Source organism: Brevibacterium album DSM 18261 (assembly GCF_000426445.1).
Taxonomy (GTDB): Bacteria; Actinomycetota; Actinomycetes; order Actinomycetales; family Brevibacteriaceae; genus Brevibacterium; species Brevibacterium album.
This window is the reverse complement of sequence record NZ_AUFJ01000014.1, coordinates 120,825-143,061: the sequence shown is the minus strand read 5'-3', so window position 1 is coordinate 143,061 and position 22,237 is coordinate 120,825. Positions and strand designations below refer to the sequence as shown.

The 22,237-nt window shown below is 74.5% G+C and carries 20 protein-coding genes; 12 read left to right on the top strand and 8 right to left on the bottom strand.

Annotated elements, in window-relative coordinates; all coding sequences use genetic code 11:
* Positions 1 to 29: 29 nt before the first annotated feature.
* The 6 genes from K318_RS0111895 (at position 30) to K318_RS25760 (ending at position 5,785) form a co-directional block, all read left to right on the top strand.
* On the top strand, positions 30 to 1,121 hold the full coding sequence (locus K318_RS0111895) for a hypothetical protein (RefSeq protein ID WP_051297929.1): 1,092 nt from the start codon (positions 30 to 32) through the stop codon (positions 1,119 to 1,121).
* Complete coding sequence (locus K318_RS0111890) at positions 1,118 to 1,765, top strand: DUF4129 domain-containing protein (RefSeq protein ID WP_029089647.1); 648 nt, start codon at positions 1,118 to 1,120, stop codon at positions 1,763 to 1,765. Before K318_RS0111895 ends, K318_RS0111890 begins: the two co-directional genes overlap by 4 nt.
* Positions 1,762 to 3,024: a DUF4350 domain-containing protein gene (locus tag K318_RS0111885; protein WP_029089646.1), complete on the top strand. Its 1,263-nt coding sequence runs from the start codon at positions 1,762 to 1,764 to the stop codon at positions 3,022 to 3,024. The genes K318_RS0111890 and K318_RS0111885 overlap by 4 nt, the downstream gene beginning before the upstream one ends.
* 107 nt (positions 3,025 to 3,131) lie before the next feature.
* A complete protein-coding gene (locus K318_RS0111880; protein WP_084500154.1) occupies positions 3,132 to 4,277 on the top strand; it encodes an AAA family ATPase in 1,146 nt (381 codons plus the stop codon).
* Between the two features lie 3 nt (positions 4,278 to 4,280).
* The gene (locus K318_RS0111875) at positions 4,281 to 5,588 is read left to right on the top strand and encodes a DUF58 domain-containing protein (RefSeq protein ID WP_029089644.1); all 1,308 of its coding nucleotides are present in this window, start codon (positions 4,281 to 4,283) and stop codon (positions 5,586 to 5,588) included.
* Positions 5,589 to 5,650: 62 nt separating this feature from the next.
* Positions 5,651 to 5,785, top strand: a complete 135-nt coding sequence (locus K318_RS25760; RefSeq protein WP_281170697.1) for a hypothetical protein — start codon at positions 5,651 to 5,653, stop codon at positions 5,783 to 5,785.
* 103 nt (positions 5,786 to 5,888) lie between these two features.
* Here K318_RS25760 and K318_RS0111865 read toward each other — a convergent pair whose 3' ends face one another.
* Positions 5,889 to 6,884, bottom strand: coding sequence for a stage II sporulation protein M (locus K318_RS0111865; RefSeq protein WP_029089642.1), 996 nt, complete (start codon positions 6,882 to 6,884; stop codon positions 5,889 to 5,891).
* Between the two features lie 60 nt (positions 6,885 to 6,944).
* Between K318_RS0111865 and K318_RS0111860 the strand changes: the two genes are divergently transcribed.
* Positions 6,945 to 7,763: an RDD family protein gene (locus tag K318_RS0111860; RefSeq protein WP_029089641.1), complete on the top strand. Its 819-nt coding sequence runs from the start codon at positions 6,945 to 6,947 to the stop codon at positions 7,761 to 7,763.
* Positions 7,764 to 7,852: 89 nt separating this feature from the next.
* On the opposite strand, the gene ahcY is transcribed toward K318_RS0111860, so the two are convergent.
* The 3 genes from ahcY to K318_RS0111845 form a co-directional block, all read right to left on the bottom strand.
* Positions 7,853 to 9,403, bottom strand: coding sequence for an adenosylhomocysteinase (gene ahcY, locus K318_RS0111855; RefSeq protein WP_029089640.1), 1,551 nt, complete (start codon positions 9,401 to 9,403; stop codon positions 7,853 to 7,855).
* 10 nt (positions 9,404 to 9,413) lie between these two features.
* A complete protein-coding gene (locus K318_RS0111850; protein ID WP_029089639.1) occupies positions 9,414 to 10,907 on the bottom strand; it encodes a phosphohexomutase domain-containing protein in 1,494 nt (497 codons plus the stop codon).
* Positions 10,908 to 11,020: 113 nt separating this feature from the next.
* Positions 11,021 to 11,359: a DUF3499 domain-containing protein gene (locus tag K318_RS0111845; RefSeq protein WP_035281744.1), complete on the bottom strand. Its 339-nt coding sequence runs from the start codon at positions 11,357 to 11,359 to the stop codon at positions 11,021 to 11,023.
* Positions 11,360 to 11,533: 174 nt separating this feature from the next.
* Here K318_RS0111845 and K318_RS0111840 point away from each other — a divergent pair, with 174 nt between their 5' ends.
* Entirely contained in the window at positions 11,534 to 11,911 is a 378-nt protein-coding gene (locus K318_RS0111840) for a hypothetical protein (protein WP_156913973.1), read from the top strand.
* Between the two features lie 22 nt (positions 11,912 to 11,933).
* Here K318_RS0111840 and K318_RS0111835 read toward each other — a convergent pair whose 3' ends face one another.
* The 3 genes from K318_RS0111835 to K318_RS25835 are packed head-to-tail and all read right to left on the bottom strand — an operon-like array spanning position 11,934 to position 16,734.
* The gene (locus K318_RS0111835) at positions 11,934 to 13,568 is read right to left on the bottom strand and encodes a DUF5719 family protein (RefSeq protein WP_029089636.1); all 1,635 of its coding nucleotides are present in this window, start codon (positions 13,566 to 13,568) and stop codon (positions 11,934 to 11,936) included.
* On the bottom strand, positions 13,565 to 16,477 hold the full coding sequence (locus K318_RS0111830) for a glycosyltransferase family 2 protein (protein WP_029089635.1): 2,913 nt from the start codon (positions 16,475 to 16,477) through the stop codon (positions 13,565 to 13,567). The genes K318_RS0111835 and K318_RS0111830 overlap by 4 nt, the downstream gene beginning before the upstream one ends.
* On the bottom strand, positions 16,474 to 16,734 hold the full coding sequence (locus K318_RS25835) for a WhiB family transcriptional regulator (RefSeq protein WP_035281821.1): 261 nt from the start codon (positions 16,732 to 16,734) through the stop codon (positions 16,474 to 16,476). The genes K318_RS0111830 and K318_RS25835 overlap by 4 nt, the downstream gene beginning before the upstream one ends.
* A gap of 561 nt (positions 16,735 to 17,295) precedes the next feature.
* Here K318_RS25835 and K318_RS21460 point away from each other — a divergent pair.
* Genes K318_RS21460 through K318_RS0111805 form a run of 4 tightly spaced genes read left to right on the top strand, consistent with a single transcriptional unit; the run spans position 17,296 to position 20,773 of the window.
* On the top strand, positions 17,296 to 18,576 hold the full coding sequence (locus tag K318_RS21460) for a coenzyme F420-0:L-glutamate ligase (RefSeq protein ID WP_084500124.1): 1,281 nt from the start codon (positions 17,296 to 17,298) through the stop codon (positions 18,574 to 18,576).
* 40 nt (positions 18,577 to 18,616) lie between these two features.
* Positions 18,617 to 19,297, top strand: coding sequence for a TIGR03089 family protein (locus tag K318_RS0111815; protein WP_029089633.1), 681 nt, complete (start codon positions 18,617 to 18,619; stop codon positions 19,295 to 19,297).
* Positions 19,298 to 19,341: 44 nt separating this feature from the next.
* Positions 19,342 to 20,112, top strand: coding sequence for a CoA transferase subunit A (locus tag K318_RS0111810; RefSeq protein ID WP_029089632.1), 771 nt, complete (start codon positions 19,342 to 19,344; stop codon positions 20,110 to 20,112).
* 1 nt (position 20,113) lies between these two features.
* Positions 20,114 to 20,773, top strand: a complete 660-nt coding sequence (locus K318_RS0111805; protein ID WP_029089631.1) for a 3-oxoacid CoA-transferase subunit B — start codon at positions 20,114 to 20,116, stop codon at positions 20,771 to 20,773.
* A gap of 53 nt (positions 20,774 to 20,826) precedes the next feature.
* Here the strand turns inward: K318_RS0111805 and manA are convergent, their stop codons facing one another.
* Complete coding sequence (gene manA, locus K318_RS0111800) at positions 20,827 to 22,110, bottom strand: mannose-6-phosphate isomerase, class I (RefSeq protein ID WP_029089630.1); 1,284 nt, start codon at positions 22,108 to 22,110, stop codon at positions 20,827 to 20,829.
* Positions 22,111 to 22,237: the final 127 nt, after the last annotated feature.

Sequence of the window (22,237 nt, the reverse complement as noted above, 5' to 3'; positions counted from 1 at the left end):
CGGTCTGCCGAACTGGCAGGATGGTGTCCGTGACCACCCCACAGCCCGCAGCCTGGAGCGCCCAGGTCGACTGGCGCTCCGGCACCCTGCGTGCGGCGCCGGAGCGGAGACCGGTGACCGCGTGGCGGCGGCCGCCGCAGCCGGGGACGCTGCCCAAGCGCCCGCTCACGTTCTTCGAGACGCTCGACGGCGGGTTCCGCCTGCTGCGCGGCGCACCGGGCGCCACCTTCGGGATCGCCCTCCTCGTGCAGACGCTGGCCGCTCTCCTCGTGGCCCTCGCGCTCACGGCTCTCGCGGTGGGCGGCGCCGGCTTCCTCATGCGCACGCTCGCCTCCTCCCCCGAGGCCGGTCTGGGCCTCAACGTCCTCGCGCAGACGGTCGCACTCGCGGGCACTCTCGGCTCCCTGTCGATCGGGCAGCTGCTCACCGGCTTCTCCTCCGTCGCCGGCGACCGGGCCTTCGGGGGCGAGCGGCCGCGCCTGGCCGAGGTGTGGCGGCGACTGGCCGGGGTGCGCCTGCGCCTCGTGGGCCTCACGCTCCTGTGCACGGCCGCGCATGTGGGCGCCCTCCTCGTGCTCATGCTCCCGGGCGGTCTGCTCCTCCTGCTCTCCCCCACCGCCGGCGTGATCGTCGGCTCGCTGGGCTTCCTCGCCTGGATCCCGCTCACCGCGGCCGCCTTCGCCCGCTTCGCCCTCGCCGGCTCCGTCCTCGCCCTCGAGCGGACGGGGGTGCTCGAGTCGCTGCGGCGGTCCTGGCGGCTCACCCGCGGCAGCTTCTGGAAGACCCTGGGCCAGCTCGTGCTCGCCTACTTCCTCTCCTCGCAGATCGTCAACCTCGTGATGTCCCCGATCCTCCTCGTCCTCATGGCCGGCGGCTTCGGGCTCGCGCTCGCCCTCAGCCTCGGCGGGGGCGTCTCGGACGCGGTCTTCGGCACCGTCCTCGTCCTCATCGGCGTCGCGGTCACGGCGCTCACGATGGCTGCCACCGCGCTGCTCTTCGCCTATCTCTGCGGCACCGTGTCCTGCGTCTACTTCGACCGCCGGATGCGCCTGGAGGGCTACGACCTCGTGCTCCTCCGCCGCGCCGAGCAGGAGGACGCCGGCGAGGAGGAGCACGCATGAGCGCGGCGGCTGCCGTCCCCGGCCGGGCCCCGGCCGCGCTGGCCCAGCCCAGTCAGGAGGAGGGACAGCGCTGGGCCGAGGAGGAGCTGTCGAATCCCCGGTACGGCGAGGCGGACGTCACGCTGCTCGAGCGGATCGGGCGTGCGATCTCGGATTTCGTCGGCGATCTCGTGGACGGTGCCTCCCGCATCGAGCACCCCCTGCTCATCGTCGTGGTGGTCCTCGCCGTGATCGCGCTCGTCGTGGGGATCGTCTGGTTCACCCGCCGCTCCGCCGGTGTGCCGCTCGACCGGAGACCGGAGCGGGCGCCGGTCTTCGAGGCAGAGACGGATCCCGCGGCACTCCGGCGCACCTCCGCCGAGGCCGCCGCGGCCGGGGACTGGCGCCGCGCCGTCCAGGACCTCGTCCGTGCAGTGTTCGCCGAACAGGGCAGGGCCGGCCGGATCGCGCTCGACCGCTCCTCGACCGCCCATGAGCTCGCCGCCGCCGCGGGGGCCGCGCTGCCGGGGTCCGCCGCCGCATTCGCCGGACTCGGCGCGCTCTTCGACGCCGTCTCCTTCTCCGGGGAGGAGACCGGGCCCGAGGCCCTGGCCTCGGCCCGTGAGCACGACGCCGCCGTGGCCGGGACGGAGGTCCGCGCATGAGCGCCGGACTCGACATCGCCGTCCGCGGCACCGTGCGCACGCCCTCCGGCGGACTGCGGGCGCGTCTCGGCGGGGCCGCCCGCTCCGCCTCCCTCTGGGTCGTCGCGGGGATCGTCGTGCTCGTCACTGCCATCGTCACCGTGCTCATGCAGGGCCGCGAGGCCACCCGGCCGCTGCACTACGACTCCACGCAGGCCGACGGCGGCAGGGCCGTCATCGAGGTGCTCTCCGCCCAGGGGCGGGACGTCGCGACCACCGAATCGCTCGCCGAGGCCCGCACCGCGGCCGCCGGCGGCGGCACGCTGCTGGTGTTCGCAGGCGAGGGCGTGCTCGCCGAGGAGGTGCCCGGGCAGCTCATGGCCGAGGCCGAGGCCGCGGACACGGACGTCGTCCTCATCGCCCCCGGTGCGACGGTCGGTGCCTGGACGGACGCGATCGAGACGGACCTCCTCGGCGGGGCGGGAACCCAGACGCGCCGCGCCCCGGAGTGCGAGGCGTCCGCGCCCCGGACCGCCGGCGCCGTCTCCGCACGTGCGGGCGAGAGCGACCTCTACGCGTCCGGCTCCGTCGCCGGGGACGTCGTGTTCTGCTATCCCGGCACGGGCGGCGGCGCCTTCGACGAGGACGTCTTCGACCACGGCCTCTATGCCGTCGAGGACCGCGGGGGCATGTCGCTGACGGTGCTGGGCACGGCGGAGTGGATGCAGAACGAGACGCTCGCGAACGAGGGGCACATGTCGCTCGTCGCGGGCTCCGTCGCCGGGGACGGCCCCCTCACCTACTACTACCCCGAGGCGGGGGACCAGCCCGGGGCGGACGAGGCCGCCGGGGGCGTCTGGTCGCTGCGCCTCTTCCCCGACTGGGCCCTCGCGGGGCTCCTGTGGCTGCTCCCCCTCGCGCTCGCCGCGATGCTCGTGTACGGCCGCAGGATGGGGCCGCTCGCGGTCGAGCCCCTGCCCGTCGTGGTCCCGGCCGCTGAGACGGTGCTGGGCCGGAGCGCCCTCCTGCAGCGCTCCCGTGCGCGCGCGACGGCGATCCGCGATCTCCGCACGGCCGCGCTCGTGCGCCTGGGCAGGCGGCTCGCGCTGGGCCCCGACGCCCCGGCCGAGGAGGTCGCGGCCCGTGCTGCGGCAGCGGCGGGGCTCGACCCGGCCTGGACGCAGTCGGTGCTGCTCACCGCACCCGTCCCCGATGACGCCGCACTCGTGCGCCTGTCCGCAGACATCACGTCCATCGAGAGAGAGGTCGACCCTCTATGACCACCCCTCCCCCGCACGGCGGGCCCGCACCGCAGGGCCAGCCCGATCAGCAGGGCCAGCCCGGCCCCTACGGTCAGCCGGTCCCGCAGGGTCAGCACGGCCAGCCGATGCAGCTCCGACCGGGCGCCCATTCCCAGGAGCCGCACGCGCAGGGCGGCCACGCGCCGGGCCCTCACGCGCAGGGCGCACCCGGGACGGATGCGCGCTTCGCCCCACCGCGGTCGGAGCGCGGGGCGGCAGCGGACCCTGCCGCGGGCGGAGCATCGGCTCCCCCGCCGCAGGCCCTGAGGCTCACGGAGGATGACGCGCGGCTGCGCGAGGTCCTCCACCGCGTGCGGCACGAGACCGCGAAGGCCGTCGTGGGACAGGAGGCCGCGGTCGAGGGCATCGTCATCGGCCTGCTCGTCCAGGGGCACGTGCTGCTCGAGGGCGTGCCCGGCGTCGCCAAGACCCTGCTGGTGCGCGCGGTGGCCCGAGCCCTCGACCTGGACTCCCAGCGCCTGCAGTTCACGCCCGATCTCATGCCCGGCGATGTCACCGGCTCGCTCGTCTACGATGCGAAGTCCGGGGACTTCTCCTTCCGCGAGGGCCCGGTCTTCACGAACCTCATGATCGCCGACGAGATCAACCGGACCCCGCCCAAGTCCCAGTCGGCCCTGCTCGAGGCGATGGAGGAGCGGCAGGTGAGCACCGACGGCATCACCCGCCGGCTGCCCTCGCCGTTCCTCGTCGCCGCGACGCAGAACCCCGTCGAGCACGAGGGCACGTACCCGCTGCCCGAGGCGCAGCTCGACCGCTTCCTGTTCAAGCTCGTGCTCGACCTCCCGGACCGCGAGACCGAGTTCGCGATCCTCTCCCGCCACGCCGCGGGCTTCGATTCGCGCCGCCTCGTCGATGCGGGGATCGAGCGGGTCGCGGGGCCCGACGAGCTGCTGGCGGCCGGCGCCCGCGTGAGCCGGGTGCACTGCGCCCCCGAGGTGCTCGCGTACATCGTCGACATCGTGCAGGCGACCCGTCGCGCGCCGTCGCTGGCGCTGGGCGTGTCCCCGCGCGGTGCCACCCGGCTGCTGGCCGCGGCACAGGCGAAGGCCTGGCTGGCGGGCCGCGGCTTCGTCACGCCGGACGATGTCAAGGCGCTCGTGCCCGGCACCTTCCGCCATCGCATCACGCTGCGGCCCGAGGCGCAGATGGAAGGAGCGCAGGTGGACCGCGTGCTCGCCTCGATCCTCGACACCGTCGCAGTGCCCCGCTGAGCCATGGCCCCGACCTGGCGCTTCCTCGCACTCACCGCGCTCGCGGGCGTGCCGTCGCTGCTGCGTCCGCACTGGACGACGCTCGCGGTCATGGCGGGCTTCCTCCTCATCGCCGCGCTCGCGGACTGGCTCGCGGCCCCGCACCCGGCCGGCCTCGGACTGCAGCGGACGCCGGGGCCGCGGATCCGCCTCGGCGAGGCGACGCACGCGGTGCTCACGCTGCGCAACGAGGGGCGGCGCACCCTGCGGCTCTCGGTGCGCGATGCCTGGGCGCCGTCTGCCGGTGCGGCCCCGCGGGGGCCCGGGGGCACGCGGTTCGGGGCGCGGCTGCGGCCCGGGGAGTCCCATGAGCACCGGGTGGAGCTCACTCCCACCCGCCGCGGACTGCTGCGAGCCGACCGCGTCACGGTGCGCTCGCGGTCCCTGCTCGGGCTCGTCGCGCGGCAGCGGAGCATCGAGGTGCCCGCGGCGATCACGGTCCTGCCGCCCTTCCATTCCCGCAGGCACCTGCAGTCCAAGCTGCGCCGGATGCGCGAGCTCGAGGGGCGCACCGCGGTCATGCTCAAGGGCGCGGGCACGGAGTTCGACTCCCTGCGCGAGTACGTGCGCGGCGACGATGTGCGCTCCATCGACTGGCGGGCGACCGCGCGGGCGCGGGAGCTGATGGTGCGGACCTACCGGCCCGAGCGCGACCGGAGGGTCATCATCGTGCTCGACTCCTCGCGGCTGGCCGCACGGCGGGTGGGCGAGGGCACGGCCTTCGACGCCGCGATCGAGTCCGGTCTGCTGCTGGCCGGGCTGGCCGCGGGATCCGGCGACCGCGTCGAGGTGCTGGCCGCCGATGCGCGCGTGCGGGCGCACGTGGGCCCGCTCGGCCGGCAGGCCCCGCTCGACTCCCTCATGCGCCGCATCGCGCCGATCTTCCCCGAGCTGCTCGAACCGGACTGGGAGGAGATCACCTCCACGGTCCTGCGACTCACCTCGCAGCGCTCGCTCGTCGTCTTCGTCACGGCGCTCGACGCGCCGACCATCGCCGAGGATCTGCTGCCGGCCCTGCCGCTGCTCGCCCGCAGACACACCGTCGCGCTCGCCTCCGTCGCCGATCCCGCGCTCGAGGAGATGCGGGAGGGCCGCTATTCCACGACGCAGGCCTACCGGGCAGCGGCCGCGGAGCGCGAGCTGCTCGAGGCGCAGTCGCTCGGCCACGCCCTGTCCGCCCTGGGCGTGCACTCGGTGCACGAATCGCCGGAGAACCTGCCGCCGGCGCTCGCCGATCTCTACATCGCGCTCAAGACCTCCGGCAGGATGTGAGGAGCGGGGCCGGAACGCGGGAGTCGGAGGCCCTGCGCACCTGCCTCGACGATGGGCCGACCGTGGTTTCCAGCGATCTCCTGGAGACCGAACTGCGCCGCATCGGCGTGCGCCACCGCATCGACCAGGTGCTGATCACCAGCATCCTCGCCGAAGCGGCTCGCGCTCACGGACTGGCCGTCATCGCCCCGGAATGACGAGCCCGCGCAGGATGCTCGCAGCCGGACATCCCCTCGCCGTGGGCGACCGGCCGCAGCGGAGCAGCGACGGGATGCGAGCAGTTCCCGCGTCCCGCCGCCCCTAGTACGCCGCCACCGTCGTGTAGCCGGCGCGCTCGGCCTCGAGGTCCCCGTCGCCGCCTGCCAGGACGACGGGACGACCCAGCGCCGTCGCATAGGCGAAGATCCCGAGCGTGAGCAGCACGCCGATCGCGATCTTCAGCCACACCGGCAGGGGGTTGGGCGTCACGAAGCCCTCCACCAGCCCGGACAGGAAGAGGAAGAGGACGAGCCCGCCTGCCACCGTGATGAGCGAGCGGGCCTCCTTCGCGAGCGCCTGGCCCCGCGTCATCGCGCGCGGAAGCACCCAGGCGAGGAAGATGCGCATCCCCGCCGCCGCGGCGATGAGGATGCACGTGATCTCCGGGATCCCGTGGGGCAGGATATAGGACCAGAAGTCCCCGGCGTAGCCCTGATCGTGCATGACTGCGGCGGAGATCCCCACATTCACCCCGTTGGCCACGAGGCCCATCGGCACGTAGAAGCCCGTGATGCCCAGCGCCACCCACTGCACCGCGATCCACGCGTTGTTGGTCCACACCCCCACCGCGAACACGGAGTTGGGGTTCTCCTTGTAGTAGTCGACGAAATCGTGCTCGGCCAGCTGCCGCTGCGCCTCCGGGGGCATGAGGGAGTCGAGCACATCGGGGGTGCTGAGCGCCCAGACCGCCGCACCCACCGCAGAGCCGAGGAAGACCACCGTCACGCCCAGCAGCATCCACCGCAGCTGATAGAGCGCCGCCGGCAGCGAGCGCACCGCGAACCGGACGAGGGCCGAGCCCGGACCGCGCGGGATCCCGGACAGGTGCGTGCGCGCCCGGTGGACGATGACCGAGAGCCTGGCCGCGGCCTCGGAGTCCGGCGCCACCGTGAGGATCCGCGAGAGGTCCTTCGAGGCCGTGCGGTAGAGCGTGAGGAAGTCGGAGGCCTCCGCACTCGTGAGCGTCCGCCGCTTCGCCAGCTCCGACAGGCGCTGCCAGTCGCCGCCGTGCAGCTGGGCGAGGAGTGCGGGATCCATGCACCCCACCCTACTCACCGGTGCCGGGCGACCGCACCCGTCTGTGGCACGATGGGGCACATGAGCGTGCTGGTGACAGGAGAAGCGGTCGCACTCCGCGTGCAGCCGGCCCACTACGCCGCGCGCGCCCTCTCCGCGCTGATCGACTACATCGCCTACCTCATCGTCTACATCGCGCTCTTCGCCTCCGCGGCCTGGACGCTCGGAGCCCTGGGCGCGCAGTTCGACCTGCTCATGAACTCCGCGCTCATCCTGCTCACCGTCTTCACCACGGTCGCGATCCCCTGCGCCGTCGAGGCCTTCTCCCACGGCCGCTCGCTCGGGAAGCTCGCGCTGGGCCTGCGCGTGGTCCGCGACGACGGCGGCGCGATCGGATTCCGCCATGCGCTCATCCGCGCGCTCCTGTGGCAGTTCGAGGTGCTCGCGACCGGCGGCGGGGTGGCAGCGCTCGCGGGCCTGCTCTCACCGCGCTGCAAGCGCCTCGGCGACATGCTGGCCGGCACCCTGGCCGTGAGCGAGCGCGCACGGGCGCCGAGGCCGGAGCAGATCGTCCTCGCACCCCACCTGCACGCATGGATCCCGCAGGCCGATGTCTCGCCGATCCCCGCGGGACTGCACTACCGGATCGTCCAGTTCCTCACGACCGCCTCGCAGCGGACCCCGGATTCGCGCCGCGAGCGGGCGATCGAGCTCGCCGAGGAGCTCAACCCCTACGTCGCGCCTGCGCCCCCGCCCGGCACCACACCGGAGATGTTCCTCTCCGCCGTCATCGCCCGCAGCCGCTGGGAGTACGGGGAGCGGCAGCGCCGCACGGAGGCCGTCGCCGGCCGCTTCCGCGAGCGGGTGGGGACCCTGCCCCACGGGCTGCACCTGAGCTGAGCGGCCCCTAACCCGTCGAATGAGCGGTTCCTGTCGGTCTGCGACGCTCAGACCGACAGGAGCCGCTCACTCGGCGGTATTGAGGACTATCAGTACCGGTAGTGGTCCGGCTTGTAGGGGCCTGCGACGTCCACGCCGATGTACTCGGCCTGCTCCTTCGTGAGCTCCATGAGGTGAGCACCGAGCGCCGGCAGGTGCAGGCGGGCGACCTTCTCGTCGAGCGCCTTGGGCAGGCGGTGCACGTCGTTCGCGTACGCGGCCTCACCCGCGTGCAGCTCGATCTGCGCCATCACCTGATTGGTGAACGAGGCGCTCATGACGAAGCTCGGGTGCCCCGTCGCATTGCCGAGATTGAGCAGGCGCCCCTCGGAGAGGACGAGGATGCTCGTCCTCTCCCGGCCCGTGCCCTCGGCGGCCGGGAACGTCCACTCGTGCACCTGCGGCTTGATTTCGAGCGCCTGCGCACCGGGCAGCTTGGCGAGGCCGGCGAGGTCGATCTCGTCGTCGAAGTGGCCCACATTGCCCACGATCGCGCCGGGCTTGAGGCGCTGCATGTCCTCGACCGCGAGCACCCGGGTGTTGCCCGTCGTCGTGATGACGAAGTCCGCCTGCTCCACGGCCTCGGCGGTCGTGACGACCTGGTAGCCGTCCATCGCCGCCTGCAGCGCGCAGATGGGATCGACCTCGCTCACGAGGACGCGCGCGCCCTGGCCGGCCATCGCCTCGGCCGCGCCCTTGCCCACATCGCCGTAGCCGATCACGAGTGCGACCTTGCCGCCGATGAGCACGTCCGTGGCGCGGTTGAGGCCGTCGGGCAGGGAGTGCCGGATGCCGTAGCGGTTGTCGAACTTCGACTTCGTCACGGAGTCGTTGACGTTGATCGCCGGGAACGGCAGCCGCCCCTCCTCCGCGAGGCGGTAGAGGCGGTTGACGCCCGTCGTGGTCTCCTCGCTGACACCCGCAAGCTGCTCGGCGAACCGGCCGAACGTCCCCTGAGCGCCCTCTGCCGCGAAATCCGCGAGCGCGGTGCGCAGGCGCGCACGGAAGGCGCGGACCTCGGCGGGATCGTCCTCGCCGTCGGCGGGCACGCCCCCGCTCGCCTCCGCCTGGGCGCCCTCGAGCAGGTACATCGTGGCATCCCCGCCGTCGTCGAGGATGAGGGTCGGGCCCGCGAGACCGGTGGCGCCCGCCCCGGCAGCGGCGGCGCCCGCGGCCGGGAACCGGAAGATCCGGTCGGTGCACCACCAGTACTCGTCGAGGGTCTCCCCCTTCCAGGCGAACACCGGCACACCGGCGGGCGCCTCGGGCGTGCCCGCGCCCACGACGACGGCCGCGGCGGCCTCGTCCTGCGTCGAGAAGATGTTGCAGGAGGCCCAGCGCACCTCGGCGCCGAGGGCCGTGAGGGTCTCGATGAGGACGGCCGTCTGCACCGTCATGTGCAGGGAGCCCGCGATCCGCGCCCCGGCCAGCGGCAGGGCCCCCGCGTACTCCTCGCGCAGTGCCATGAGGCCGGGCATCTCGCGCTCGGCGAGGCGGATCTGGTGGCGGCCGGCCTCGGCGAGCGCGAGATCGGCGACGCGGAAGTCGTCCGCGCCCAGCACCGCCGGGGTCGTGGGGGTCGTCGCTGCGGGGTTCGTCATTGCCTTCTCCTTACGCACGGGCCCGCACGCGGGCCAGGACGGCCTCCGTGAGGGACCGCGTCCTTGCGGGGTCGGTGGTCTCGCAGTTGAAGCGCACGAGCGGCTCCGTGTTCGATCTGCGGACATTGGCCCAGAAGTCCGCACCCTCGAGGGAGACGCCGTCGAAGACGTCCACCTCGCCAGGGCCGAACTCCCCGGCCCGCGCGCGCCGTTCGAAGTCCGCGAGCACGGCGTCCGGGTCCGCGACCTCCGAGTTGATCTCGCCCGAGGCGACATAGCGCTCGCGTGCGGCCACGAGCTCCGCCGCACTCGCCTCGGTGCCGGTGAGGATCGCGATGAGGTGGCAGGCGGCGAGCATCCCGGAGTCCGCGGAGTAGAAGTCGCGGAAGTAGAAGTGGGCCGAGTGCTCGGCGGCGAACACGCCGTCGTGCTCGCGCATGAGCCGCTTGATGCCGGAGTGCCCCACCGGCGTCCGCACGGCCCGGCCGCCTGCGGCCTCGACCGTCTCCGCGACGATCCGCGAGGTGATGAGGTTGTGGAGGACGACGGGCGTCTCCTCACCGGCGGCGCGGGCCCGGGCGATCTCGCGCTCGGCGACGAGCGCGCCCACCGCCGAGGGCGAGAGCACCTCGCCGGTCCCGTCGATGAAGAAGCAGCGGTCGGCGTCCCCGTCGAAGGCCAGCCCGAGGTCGGCCCCGTGTGCGAGCACGGCGGCGCGCACATCGGCGAGGTTCTCCGGCACGAGCGGATTGGCCGGGTGGTTGGGAAAGGTGCCGTCGAGCTCCGTGTACAGCCCGATCACCGTGAGCGGCACGGCCTCCAGTCCGCAGTCGGTGCCGAAGACCTCGCCCAGGAGCTTGCCGGCCATGCCGTTGCCCGCATCCGCGACGACCGTGAGCCGTGAGCCCCCGCACTCCGCGGCGGTCAGTGCGTCCAGGCCAGTGAGCGCCCGCAGCCGCTCGGCGAACGCGCGTGCGAGCTCGGCGGCGCGCTCAGCGTCCGGCTCCGGCAGTGACGGCGCTCCGGCGGCGGAGTCCTGAGCCGCGGGATCCGGAGCCGTGAGTGCGGCGTCCCGGATGGCGCCCAGCCCCGCCTCGCGGGAGACGCCGGCGGCCCCGGGACCGCAGACCTTCACACCGTTGTAGCCGGCGGGGTTGTGGCTCGCCGTGACCATGAGGCCCGGCATGTCCCAGTGGCCCGAGGCGAAGTAGAGCTGGTCCGTCGAGCACATCCCCACATAGCGTGCGCGCAGCCCCGCCGCACGCACGCCGGCGGCGGCGGCACGGGCGAAGCGGGGCGAGTCCGGGCGCATATCGCAGCCGATGACGATCTCCTCGGCGCCGCCGTGCGCGGCCTCGCGGAAGTGCACGGCCGCACCCCAGCCCAGGGAGAAGAGCAGATCCTCGTCGAGATCCGCACCGATCCGTCCGCGGAGGTCGTAGGCGCCCAGCACACGGTCGAAGCGGGCGGCGCGGGTGCGGTCCGCGGCGGAGGTGTCGGTCATGGTCCCTCGCTGTCTGTCGGGGCGGTGCCGTCCGTCCGGGGCGGCGGTCTGTCTGGGAAGCCGCACCTCAGGGCCGGTGGCGCTGCCGCGCGCACGGCTGCTGTGTGCGGTGCTCAGTCGGCGGTCTCCGCGATCACCCGGAGGTGGCCCTTGCCCCCGGAGACCGCGGGAGCGGGACGGTCGCGCTCGCGGCGGGGCCGGGCGGCCTCGCGCACCGCATCGGCGATCGCGAGCAGATCGTCGCGGGAGCGCTCCGGCACCTCGTCGCCGGTCTCCAGCCGCAGCAGGGTCCAGCCCTGCGGGGCGGTCATGCGCTCGGCATGCGCGCCGCACAGATCGAGGGCGCCGGGCTCGGCCCGCGTGGCCAGCGGCCCGACGACGACGGTGGCATCGCTGTGCACGTACGTCATCGTGGAACGGGCGCTCGCGGCGCAGCCGGCTTTCGAACACATGCGGACTCCTGACACGTCTGCGATTCTACATGCGCGGCCCTCTCCGCCGGTCAGGCGGTCCGCCCGCCGCCCGGCCCGCCGGACGGCCGGCCGGCCGGCCGGTGCCCAGCACCTCCCTCCGACGCCTCGCCTCCCTCCTCGCCTCCCCCGCTCCGCAGGCCTACACTCGCGCATATGGGATCACGGAGAAGGCACGAGCGCCACGGCCGCACGCCCGTGGTCTTCCGCGGCCGCGTGCCCGCCGTCCGCTCCCGCGCGCAGGAGTTCGCGCGCCGCGCCGGCGCCCTCTTCGCCGACATCCGCGAGCGGGCGGCGGGCGAACTGGACTCGGTCGACCTCTTCGTCGACGATGTGCCCGCCCCCGAGGCCGGGCTCGAGCTCGCCTGCGTCCGGCCTGCGGAGAGGTCCGTGCCCGCCGCGATCGTCATCCACCGGCTGCCCGTCATCGCCCGCTGCGAGACGGATGCCGAGCTCACGGAGCTGCTCGCCGGCGTCCTCGCCGATCAGGCGGGACTGCTCACGGGCCGCGATCCCGGCGACCTGCTGCGCTGAAGAGCCCTGCTGCACTGAGCGCTCAGCGCTCCAGGCGCACGTCCCGGTAGTCCACGCCGGTGGGCGGGGCGGGCACGGCGAGGCCGCTCACGCCCGCACCGGTCCGCACGCCCAGCGCCGCGGAGACCTCCGCCCCGGCGGGATTGCGCAGCTCGAGCGCGGTGGCGCCGGGGAAGTCGCCGAGGCCGAGGACCGTCGCCCGGTCCGCGGCCAGCTCCACGAGGCGGGAGTCCGTCTGCGCGCCCTCGGCCCCGATGGCCGCGATCTCGACCGTGCCCGAGCCCTCCGAGAGCACGAGGCTGCCGCCGGACTCCACTGCGTCCGCGGAGCCGTCCGCAGAGTCCTCACCCTCCCCGGACTCGCCCTCCGCGTCGTCCCCGCCCTCGGACTCGTCCGCCGGCAGCTCGGGGAGCACGAGGAGCTGCGTGTCGCCGAGGGGCTCCGCCGCCGCGTAGTGCGCGAGATCCTCCCCGGGTCCCGTCTCCGCCGTCACGAGCGCCGAGGCCGAGACGGGGGCGTCGGCGCTCACGCGCACGCTGCCCTCGCCCAGGCCCTCGCCCAGCTCCACCTCGGCGGTGCCGCGTGCGGGCACGGACACGCTCCCGGCCTCGAGCGGGACGGGGCCCTCGGCGGAGAAGCCGCTGAGCTCGGCCGTGACGGCCTCGTCTCCCGGATTGGTCACGCGCAGCCGGAGGGGACCGACCGTCGCGACCGGCACGGAGACGGATTCCGCGAATCCGGCCTCGGCCGCCGCGTACTCGATCCCGCGCGCGTCCAGGCCGTCGCGGCGCACGTGCTGGAGCACGGCGGAGACCCGGCCGTCCTCGGCCGCGACCTCCGCACCCAGCACCGGCACGCCCGTCGCCAGCGCTCCGAGGGGCACATCGCGGACCGAGTGCGGGGCGACCGTGAGGGCATCGGCTCCGGCGATGTCGACCGGCCCGGTCTCCCCCGTGAGCGCGATCCGCACGCTCACGGGGGCGTCCGTGGGATTGCCGAGGAGCAGCCTCGCATCGTCGCCGGTCATCGTGCTCGCGCCGGAGAACACCGCGCGGCTGACCGTGCGGTCGCACGAGTGCGCGGCGAGCCCGGCGAGATCGCCCTCGTCCGCCTGCGCCGTCTGCACCGCCGAGGTGAGCGCGGGGCTCTCCTCGGCGGCGAGGCCAGTGAAGAGCGCGGGCCCGTCGATGTGATCGCTGCCCGTGACGAAGGGATCGCCCGCGCCGGTCTCGAAGCGGACCTCGCGCTCGGCGCTCAGGTCCTCGCCGGCGGCGCCCTCGGCCGGAGAGTCCTCGGCATCGGCCCCGCCCGAGGAGCCGGCACCGCCGCTCGCCGGCTGCAGGCCGAACGTCTCGGCCCGGATCGCGGCGGCGCGGCTGGAGCCGTCCGGGGCACCCGTCTCGACGGTGACGGCGCGTGCCCGCGTGTCCGGCGCCCCCGCGGAGGCGAACTCCTCGTCGAGGCCCTCGGCCTCTGCGCCGAGCGCGAGCGGTCCCGGGCAGACGGACACGGTGTCCTGGACGGGCAGCCGGATCTGCTCGGGCCCGCGGGCTCCCGAACCGGCGGGCAGCGGCGCGAGGAAGGCCGTGACGGCGACGAGGACGGCCGGCACCGCGACCCCGGCCGCCGTCGCGGCGGTGCGGGAGACGCCGCTCATCCGCGCTCACCCCTTCCGATGGGCAGGGCGACGACGACGCACACGAGGAGGGCGAGACCCGCACCGGCCCCGAGAACGCGGAACCACCACGGCGAGGCGCTCAGCGACACGCTCACGGCCTCGCCGGGCAGCGCATAGGTCTGCGCCCACCCCCCGGCCGGCTCCGCCTCCCCGAGCGCTCCGGCGCTCGTCCGCGCCCCGAGGGCGCCCTCGCGCTCGGCGAGGACGAGGAGCCTGCCCGGCTCCCCCTCCGGCACTTCGACGGTCCCGTCCACCACGGGGACCGGCCGGACGGCACCGCTGCCGTCCACGGTCCGCGCCCACGCCGGCTCCGCACCCCCGGCGTCCTCGACCTGCCACAGGCGGCCCTGGTCGGCATCGCCCAGCCGGGTCAGCCCCCGGGTCGAGGACACCGCGCGCGAGGCGTCCTCGAGGTCCTCGCCCTCCTCACCGGAGAGCACGACGAAGCCCACGCCGAGGTCCGCGAGCGCCTGCCCGGCGCCCGCGCCGGAGGTCAGTCCGCCCACGGCCTCCGCGAGCGCGGTGTCCGCGGCGTCGAGGTCCACGGGTCTGCGCTCGGGCGGGAAGCCGCGGACCTGGGCGGCGGTCGCGACGGTGGAGGAGTCGAGGACGCTGCCGGTGTCCGCCCGGGCCAGCCGGCCGGCGACCTCGCCGCCGGCGACCTCGAGGACGAGTGTGCGCTGTGCGAGCGGACCGGCGGCGCGCTCGCCCGCGTAGACCGGCAGCCGCGCGTCCTGCGTCCTGCCGATCTGCGTGCCGGCGATCGCGCCCTCGACCGTCACCGCCGCGAGCACGAGCACCGCCGAGGCCGCCGCGGCGGTCATCGCGGCACGGGTGAGCGGGGACCTCGGGCGCAGCTCGGCTCCGCGTCTGCCCCCGCCGCGCAGCTGGCCCGAGGCGAGCAGACCGCAGGCGCCCAGTGTGAGCAGTGCGAGGCCGGCCCCCGGCCAGGCCGAGACCATGCGCGCGGCGGTGATGCCGGCCCCCGTCATGGTCTGCGCGATCGCGAGGCTGAGCCCGCCCACCGTGAGGACGGTCGAGGCGACCACGAGCCCGTCGGGGGCGGAGGGCCGCAGGTACGCCGCGCTCACCGCGAGCAGGAGCGGCACCGAGACGAGCGGCAGGAGCCACACCCAGTCCCCCGCGGAAGAACCGGAGAGGACCTGCGAGACGGGGACCTCGGGCCAGCCGAGGAGCAGGCCCCAGGAGCGGGCCACGGGGTACGGGAGGACGGCCCCGGGATCGGCCAGCAGCGCGTCCGGGTGCCGCAGCGCGCCCACGAGCCAGGGAGCGTGGAGGGCGAGGACCGGCGCGAGCGTCCAGAGGAGCCGGAGCCTGCGGGTGCGCAGGACGAGGACGGCGCACAGGAGCAGCGCCGGGAGGAGCAGCACGGGCATGCCCGCGCACACGACCGCGAGTGCGAGACCGGCCGCCGCGGAGGCCTCGATGCTCCTGCGCAGCACGGCGGTGCGCAGGGCGCGGACCGCGACCGGGAGCAGCAGCCAGGCGAGGACTGTGCCGATGCGGCCGCTCGTCACCGAGAGCAGCAGGGCGGGCGCCGCGCCCCAGACGAGCGCGAGCAGCGCACGCACGGCCCGCGAGCGGGTGAGCGTCCCGGCCGAGGCGTACATGAGCAGGGCCGCTGCGGCGGGAGCGAGCAGGAGCACGGTGCGCACCGCGGTGTCGGCGCTGCCGAGGAACGGCACCGCGAGGACCGCGAGGACCGCGAGGAGGGGGTCGGCGGGCGCGCGGGAGCCGAGGCCGGCCTCGTGGCGCAGGCTGAAGAGGCGTCCGAGGATCTGGTCCATGCCCACATCGAGGCGCGGCAGCGCCCCGCCGGTGAGCGCGCCGGGGCCGAGCAGCCGCATGCCGAGGACGCCGCCGGCTGCCAGGAGCGCCAGGAGCACCCAGGTGAGCGGGTGGGCGAGCACGCTGCGCGAGGCACCCGTGTCGATGCGCGAGAAGGACTGCAGCTCCTCACCCGTGTTCGTGGCCGCCTCGGCGCCGGTGCGCTCGGGGCCGTGCGCCTCGGGCTCACGCTGCCACCAGGCCGCCGTGCCGTCCGCACCCGTCTCCCGCTGCTCGCGGCGCGCGATCGCGAGCTCCCCCCGGGCGGCCAGGAGACCGGGGGCCGGCTCGGTGCGCGGGGCGGTGCGCCGGAGCGCGGCCACGGCCCGGGAGTCCCCGCCGAGGCGGGCGGCCGCGCGCAGCCAGCGGCCGGCGCCTGCGGGATCGTTGGAGGCCAGCCGGCCGAGAGCGGCGCCGAACGCGGTGAGGAGGAGGCCGAGGGCGAGCGGCCAGGCCACGGCGCGGCGGGTGCGGGAGAGGCGGTGGCGGTGCTCGGCGCGGGCATCGGCGGCCGAGCGCAGCGGGCGCGGCGAGGACACGAGGGCGCGCGCGGCGTGAGCGGGCACCTCCACCACGGCAGTGGGTGCGAGGACGACGCGGTGGCCGGCGTCACGCGCCCGGCGCGAGTAGTCGATGCCCCGGTAGGAGGAGGGCAGGGCGGACGCGGGCGGGCCCAGGCGGGCCGCCGCGTCGGCGGAGACGAGCAGGCCGTGCGCATCGAGCGCGTAGACGTCCTCGGTGCGGACGTACTGCCCCTGATCGACCTCGCCCGGCCGGACGGGGTTGACGCGCAGACCGGCGGCCGTCGTCGTCACCCCCGCGGAGGCGAGCCGGTCCGTGCCGCGAACCTGCAGCCGCGGGCCCACGAGGCCCACGGAGTCACCGGAGTGCGCGACCTCGAGGAGGCTCTCGAGCGCCTCCGGCTGCGGGACGTCCTCGGGCCCCAGGAGCCAGATCCAGTCAGCACCGGCCTCGAGCGCCCGGGCGAAGTCCCCGGCGGCGTCCTGCGAGTCCGTGACGATGCTGACGCGATCGCTCACACAGCCTGCTTCTTGAGCCGTCGCCTCTCACGCTCGGACATGCCGCCCCAGATGCCGAAGCGCTCGTCGTTCGCCAGGGCGTACTCGAGGCACTCGGAGCGCACCTCGCACGAGGCGCACACCTTCTTCGCCTCGCGGGTCGAGCCGCCCTTCTCGGGGAAGAACGCCTCGGGATCGGTCTGTGCGCACAGCGCCTGGTCCTGCCAGGCGAGATCGCCCTCGCCCGAGCCTCCCAGGAGGATCGACAGCGGGGACACGGCCTCGCCGACATCGCCGGTGAGAGGGGCGCTGAGAACGTCGGCGGTGAGGCCCTCACCGCCCAGCTCCTCGGCGAGCAGCCCGCCCTCACGGGGGCGCGGGACGAGGGAGACCGGGTCGAGGTCGAGCGGGTCCCACCGCTGCGGGCCTGCTCCGGCCCCCGGCTCCACGAACCAGTCCTGCGCGGCGCGTTCCCCCACGGATTCGCGCGGCTCGGACCTCCGCTGCTCGGGTACGGCACCGAGCCTGCGTGCTTCTGCCACTGGTATCCCCCTTATGCCGTCGGTGTTCCGGCGACGCTCACACTAGGAATTACACGCGTGTCGTTCCCCTGGGTCAAGCCGGGTTACGGTACATTGCCCCCTTTTAGAACGCGCGTTCGAGCACGTGCCGCCCGCTCGCGGAGGAGCTTCCACTAGATGTTGTGCGGCTGAGCGGACCCCGGCACAACCTGTGGTCGCATGTGAATTGCCGGAGCGAAGCCTGAGCCGCCGAAACCTCCGAAGTCCGGCGGGACCGCCGCGGGGGCCGGCGCCTGCGGGCTCTGGAATGATGGCCCCATGCCGTCAGAGTCCGCCTCCTCCGCACAGCCCGGCCACCCGCGCCCCGGTCCGGCCCCGTCCGGCCGCCGGCAGCCCGCACAGGAGCCCAGCCGCCTCCTCACCGCCTATGCGGTGCCCGGGATCGGCCGCATCCGCCCGGGCGCCGACCTCGGCCGCGAGCTGGGCGCTGCGCTGCGGGCTTCCGGCCTGGAGCTCAAGGACGGCGATGTGCTCGTCATCGCCTCGAAGATCGTCTCCAAGGCCGAGGGCGCCTTCGCACGCGCGGACTCGCGGGAGGAGTTCGAACGGCTCGTCGACGCCGTGGGAACGCACGTGGTCGCACGCCGCAGGTACGCCTCCGGACGGACCGTGAGCATCATGCGCACGGCGGCCGGCACGATCCAGGCCGCGGCCGGCCTCGACACCTCGAACCTCGACGCACCGTCTCCCGCCGGAGCGGAGCCGCACGCCGCCGAGGCCGGACAGGCGGTGCTGCTGCAGCCCGAGGACGCCGATGCCTCTGCCGCCGCCGTCCGGGAGAGCCTGGAGCGGCTGTTCCGCGTCCGCGTGGGCGTCATCGTCTCCGACACCTCCTCCCGGCCCTGGCGGGTGGGCGTGTCCGACATCGCCCTCGGCTGCGCGGGCATCGTCCCGCTCGACTCGCAGCGGGGCCTGCCCGACGACACCGGCCGCACCCAGTCGCTCACCGTGCGGGCCGTAGCCGACGAGATCGCCGCCGCCGCGGACCTCGTCAAGGGCTCCGCGCGGGGCCGCCCGGCCGCCGTCGTGCGCGGGGTGGCCGAGGCGGTGGCGGACGCGCTCCCGGAGGAAGCAGGTGCTCGCGAGGAGACCGCCGCGGCCGCCCTCACCCGCCCGCTGGCCGACGACTGGTTCCGCACCGGCAGCGCGGAGTCCGTCTGGGTCGCGCTCGGCGCCGACCACGCCTCCGCGGAGATCGTCCCGCCCTCGGCCGACGATTCCGAGGATCTGCTCGCCCGCGCCGAGCGGGCGCTGGCCGTCGCCCGCCAGGGCGCTCCCCGCACGCCCGGACAGCGGTCCTGGTCCGTGAGCGTCCGCGGCTCGGGCTCCCTCATCACGCTCCGTCCGCGACGCGGGCCCGAGTCCGCCGAGGCCGGCGGCAACCGCCTCGTCGAGGCCGCGGTGGGCCTGGGCGCGCTCGTGGAACGCATCGAGACAGCGCTCGCGGCCGAGGACCTCGGGGCGGAGGCGGCGTGGCTGTGGCAGGACAACGGCGCGCCCGCCGGCTGCGATGTCCGCATCTCGCTCAGCCCGCGCTGAGCCGCCCGGCACCCGAACCCGCACACCCCTCAGGAGACACATGCACACCCTCATCGACACCCTCTCGGCCCGGCGCCGCCCCGTCCTGCGCTGGGAGGACGGCGAGGGAGGGCTGCTCGAGCTCACCGGCCCCGTGTTCGCGAACTGGGTCCGCAAATCGGCCGGGCTCCTCGCGGAGCTCGAGGTGGGGCCGGACCGGGAGCTCGGGCTCGTCGACCGGCGCCTGCACTGGCGGGCGCTCGCCGGCGCACTGGCCGCGTGGAGCCTCGGCGCAGCTGTGCGCGCGCTCGATCCCGCAGGCGGCGACCCCGCAGACGCCGGGGAGCTCACCGGGGACTGGATCGCGCTCGCCCACGAGGACTCGGCACAGGAGGCGGTGACGGCCTCGGCGGAGGAGGTCCTCGTCTACGCGGCCGCCCCGCTGGTCCTGTCGCTCGAGGTGCCCGCGGGCTTCACGGACTTCTCCTCCGCCGTGCGCGGCCATGCCGATGACACCCCGATCGCGGAGGTCGCGCTCGTGCGCACGGGGAATGCCGAGAGCACGGAGGAGCTGGACCTCGCCGCGCTTCTCGCCGCAGAGGCCGCCGGAACGGAGAACCCCGGGACCGAGGCAGGCGCGCGGGCGGAGACTGCGGTGACCGCCCTGCCGACCTCCGCGGACGAATGGCGGGCGGTGCTCACCGCGCTCACGAGCGGCCTGCTCGTGCTCCCGCCGGAATGAGCCGCCGTCACCTGTGAAGTGGCGCACGTGCCATAATCGGCCCCATGGACAAAACCGTTGCAACAGCTGCCGAGGCCGTCGCGGACATCGCGGACGGCTCCCAGATCGCGGTGGGCGGATTCGGGGTCGTGGGCGTCCCCGAGGTACTCATCGACGCGATCCGCGAGAAGGGCGTGGGCGACCTCGAGGTCATCTCCAACAACGCGGGCGTGGACGGCCGCGGCCTGGGCAAGCTGCTCGAAACCCGGCAGATCAGCCGCATCATCGCCTCCTATGTGGGCGAGAACAAGGAGTTCGCGCGGCAGTACCTCTCCGGTGAGCTCGAGGTCGAGCTGACCCCGCAGGGCACGATGGCCGAGAAGCTGCGCGCCGGCGGTGCGGGCATCCCCGCCTTCTACACCGTCACCGGTGTGGGCTCGCAGGTGGCCGACGGCGGCATCCCGTGGAAGTACGACGACCAGGGCACCGTCGTGAAGGAGTCCCCCGCCAAGGAGGTGAGGAGCTTCGACACGTTCGGCGAGGAGAAGGAGTACGTCCTCGAGAAGTCGCTGGCACCGGACTTCGCACTCGTGCGCGCGGCGAAGGGCGACCGCGCCGGCAATCTGGTCTTCAACAAGTCCGCGCAGAACTTCAACCCCCCGGCGGCCAAGGCCGGGCGCATCACGATCGCGGAGGTCGAGGAGCTCGTCGAGGTCGGCGAGATCGATCCGGACTGCGTCCACCTGCCCGGCGTCTACGTCACCCGGGTGCTGCCGCTCACGCCCGAACAGGCCGCGGACAAGCCCATCGAGAAGACCACCCTGAAGGAGGCCTGACATGGCGCTCACCCGCAACCAGATGGCCGCCCGCGCGGCCGCCGAGCTCGCCGACGGCTCCTATGTCAATCTGGGCATCGGCATGCCCACCCTCGTGCCCAACTACATCCCCGAGGGCGTGAACGTGGTCCTCCAGTCCGAGAACGGTCTGCTGGGCGTGGGCCCCTACCCCACCGAGGACCAGCTCGATCCCGACCTCATCAACGCGGGCAAGGAGACCGTGACGATGCTGCCGGGGGCGGCCTACTTCGACTCCTCGGAGAGCTTCGCGATGATCCGCGGCGGCAAGATCGACGCGGCGATCCTGGGCGGCATGCAGGTGGCCGGCAACGGCGACATCGCGAACTGGATGATCCCCGGCAAGATGGTCAAGGGCATGGGCGGCGCGATGGACCTCGTGCACGGCGCCAAGCGCGTCATCGCGCTCATGGACCACACCGCCAAGGACGGCTCGCTCAAGCTGCTCGAGCGCTGCGAGCTGCCGCTCACGGGCCGCGGCGTCGTCTCCCGGATCATCACCGACCTCGCGGTCCTCGACGTCACCGGCTCCGGCTTCCGCCTCGTGGAGCGGGCACCCGGTGTGAGCGCCGAGGAAATCGCGGAGAAGACGCAGGGCCTGATGCCCGTCACCGGCGAGGTGCCCGAGATCGCCCTCGTCTGAGGCCGGGGAGCAGAGCGCTCGCCGTCCCGGAGGGGGCAGGGTGCGCTGAGCCCTCAGAGCGCGGCCGAGGCCGCGAACACGAGCCCCGTCCCGCTCACCGCGGGGCGGGGCTCGTCCGCTCCGACGAACACCGCCTGACCGCTCGCGAGCGGCAGAGAGCCGCCGGCCGGCTCCGCGGACACCGTGACCGCGCCGTCGACGCAGAGCAGGACGAGGGGGCCCGGCCGCGTGAGTCGCGTGACCGGGGAGGCGGCTTCCCGGTCCCGGAGGTCGAGCACGGTGAGCACGAAGTCGTCCGTGCTGCCGCGCAGCTCACCCACCGCGTCGGCGGTGAGGATGTGCGGGACCGCGACGGCCGAGCCCGTCGTCGCCACCAGCTCGTCCACGTCGATGTGCTTGGCCGTGAGGCCACCGCGCAGCACGTTGTCCGAGGACGCCATCACCTCGACGGCCAGACCGCCCAGATAGGCGTGGAGCACCCCGGCCTCGAGCGCCAGCGCCTCACCGGGCTGCAGCAGGAAGCGCATGAGCATGAGCGCCACGAGGGCGCCCGGATCGCCCGGGAAGTCACGGTTCGTCTCCCGCAGGGTGCGCACGGGGTCCACGCAGCTGCCCGCCAGGCTCGGGTGCCCTGCCTCGGCCTCGGGCACCTCCGTCGCGGCCAGGGCGTCGGCGAGCGGCCCGTAGCGGCCCGGATCGGACAGGACGAGGGAGAGCGAATGCCGCAGGATGCGGGCCTCGTCCCGGACGGTGGGCCAGGGCCGTCCTCCGGCCGAGAGCGAGGAGCGCCACTCCGTCAGCGCCCCGGCGAGCTCGGGGCCGAGACCGTCCCCCGCTGCGGCGGCGAGCCTGTCCGCGGTGGCCCGCACGGCCGCGAGCGGCCTGAATCCGCACAGTGCGTGGAACTCGCTGAGCGCGCAGACGAGCTCCGGCTTGTGCCATTCGTCCCGGTAGCTGCGCTCCGGGGCGTCCCGCGGGATGCCTCGGGCCTCCTCGGCGGCGAAGCCGGCCCGCGCCTGTGCGAGGGTGGGGTGGGTCTGGATGGACAGCGCGGTGCGGGCCGAGAGCAGCTTGAGCAGGAAGGGCAGGCGCGGCCCGAAGCGCTCGAGGACCTCGCGTCCCAGCAGACGCTCGGGGTCGTCGGCGATGAGCGCGTCCAGCCCCCTCCCGGCCTCACGGCCGGCTGCCGTACGGACGACCGTCGCCGCGCCCTGCGGGTGCGCGCCCAGCCAGAGTTCGGCGAGGGGCCGGCCGTCGGGCTCGCTGCCCAGGATCTCGGGTATGCCCGTGGGAGAGCCCCACGCGTATTCGCGCACGGCGCCTTCCAGCAGCTCCACGTCTCACCTCTCACACCGCTTGCCGATCACGTGCTCCCGGGGCCGGTCCGGCGCACTTCGGTCCGCCTCGCCGTTCGCACGGGTTTCGTTTCAGACTACGCCACGGGGGCGCCCGGACATGACCGGC